2 protein-coding genes are annotated in these 2203 nt (G+C 66.7%); both read right to left on the minus strand.

The window, feature by feature from the left end; all coding sequences use genetic code 11:
• Positions 1–59: 59 nt before the first annotated feature.
• Positions 60–1166, minus strand: coding sequence for an RICIN domain-containing protein (locus ACWF9Z_RS36630; RefSeq protein WP_453609942.1), 1107 nt, complete (start codon positions 1164–1166; stop codon positions 60–62).
• Positions 1167–1256: 90 nt separating this feature from the next.
• Positions 1257–2203 (minus strand): ISAs1 family transposase (locus ACWF9Z_RS36635; protein ID WP_453609944.1); only part of this gene is annotated, 947 nt, incomplete at its 5' end.

The following is a 2203-nucleotide window of genomic DNA, read 5'->3' on the forward strand; positions in this document are numbered from 1 at the left end:
CTCCTACGGAGTCTTCTCCACTCCGCAGAGGACTCCATAGGAGGGGTCAACTGATCCCGCTACGCGCACTTGCGGATGGTCACCCGGCCGCCGTTCTTGGTCATCTCACTGGAGTGCGGCGCGAGACAGAGCCCCGTCCACTGGTTGGCGAAGGTGTAGGTACCGCTGATCTTGGTCGGGTTGACCGACCAGAGCTGGTTGCCCGAGTCCCAGCGGGTCTCGCAGCCCCACCACATGAGCTGGGTGTTCTGGCCGGGCGGGGTGCCGTTGTTGTAGGGGACTGTGAGGCAGTAGCCGTTGTTGTTGCGGATGGTGAAATAGCCGTTGCTCGCCTTGACGGCGTTCCATTTCTGCGCGGCCCCGCCGTCGCAGGTACGCTGCACCACGAGCCCGCCGTTGGGGACGGTGGGGCCGATGGCCAGGCACTTGCCGCTCAGCAGGTTCTTGTAGGGAGCCTTGCCACCGGCCGACCACATGTCGTAGGTCTTGGTGGTCGGCGGGTCCTGCCCGCAGATGTCCCTCAGCTCCGTGTCGGTCATCTTGCGGCTCTGATACAACCAGGCGAAGGACCGGCTGGTGTCCGGCACCCGGACGACCGCGTTCTTGACGAGCTCGTTCTTGTTGCCGTCGTAGCGGGCATCGATGTCGACGACCGCCTCGATCAGCGGCTCCTTGACCTCGATCCAGCCGACGCTGCCCAGGGGGACCGTGGCGGTGTGCGTGTGGGTGTCGCTGGTGCTCCAGGTCCAGCTCCAACCGAGCTTGGGCCCGACGGAGGCCTCCCAGTCACCGAACTTCTTCTTCCCGCCGATGTCGAGGCCGAAGGAGAAGCTGGTGGAGGAGCTCTTGGTTCCGGCGACGCTCACGCTGCCGCTACTGGTGCAGCCGTAGGCGATGGGGCTCTTCCCACTGCCGAGCTTGTCGGGCATGGTGGCCTCGCCCCATACTTGCTTGCTGCTTTTGAAGGTGAGGTAGCACTCGGGGTCCCAGTAGATGATGTCCCCGGCCTGCGTGGGCCTCGGGTCGGCGCAGTCCTCGGCTACCTGCGCGGGCGACTTGGCCGCTACCTGCGCGGGCGACTTGGCCGCCGCGAACGCCGTCGGGGTCAGCGGGAAGTAGCTCATTATCAAGGCGAGCAACACGATCGTCTTCTTCACGTTCTTCACGAGGCGTGAGCTTAGGGATCATGAATGGCCGCTGAGGGAACGCCGTATGTATCTCAGGGGCATTGCATGGTTGCGGTCTGTCCGGATTGATCACGTGAGGCCGAGGATTCGCAGGGGTCGGGTGTGGTCGCGGCCGGTGTGGCGGAGGGCAGCGGCGATGTTGGTGTGGCCGTTCTGGCGGAAGATGCCGATGGCGAGGTTGCGCAGGCCGGCCATGGTGCGGGGCAGGTGGCCGGTGCGGACTTTGGAGTCGTCCTCGCGGAAGGTCCGGTCTCGGACGTGGTGCAGGAGGTTCTCGATGCCCCAGTGGCCCCTGATCCAGGTGGCGAGCTGGACGGCGGTGGCGTCGTAGGTGTCCAGGCTAGTGATCAGGTAGACCCGTTCGATGGTGAGCTTCCCGGTCGAGCGGTCGCGGCGCCATCGGACGATCTGGATCGCCTGGCGGGCGCCGGGATAGTCGAGGTGGTGGAAGGCGGCGGTCTTGAGTCGGCGGATCTCGTCGCGGTGGTGGGCCCGGTCGCGGGTGCGGTGGTCCAGCGGGATGTCCGCCCAGGGAAGCGTTTTGACCTGGGCATACAGCCCGGGGTGGTTCTTTTTCACGATGGCCAGGTAGTGGGCGCCGCGCTCGCGGAGGTACGTGCCGTGGGCGTGCTGGGTGTGCAGGGCATCGCCGGTGATCACGGTGTCGCTCAGGTCGATGCTGTCCAGCAGCGGGGCGAAGGCGGGGATCTCGTTGCTTCTGGAGGCGACCTGCCGCTGGGCCAGGACCACGCCGTGGTGGTCCATTGCGGCCAGCAGTTGGATCGCGGTGCTCGTGACGGTGCGCGAGCCGCGGACCGTCTTGCCGTCGACCGCGATCGCCCGCGGCACCGGCTTCGCCGATCGCTCGGACTCGCTCGGGTGTACTCCTCTGGCCTGTAGGAATGCTCCGATGGCAGCGTCCAGAGCGTCGCCGTCCAGCCGCTGGAGCAGGCGCCGGACGGTCGCCGGGTGAGGGACGGGATGGACACCGGTGAGCGGCTCGGCCGGGAAGTCGA

This window comes from Streptomyces sp. NPDC054961 (assembly GCF_053609145.1).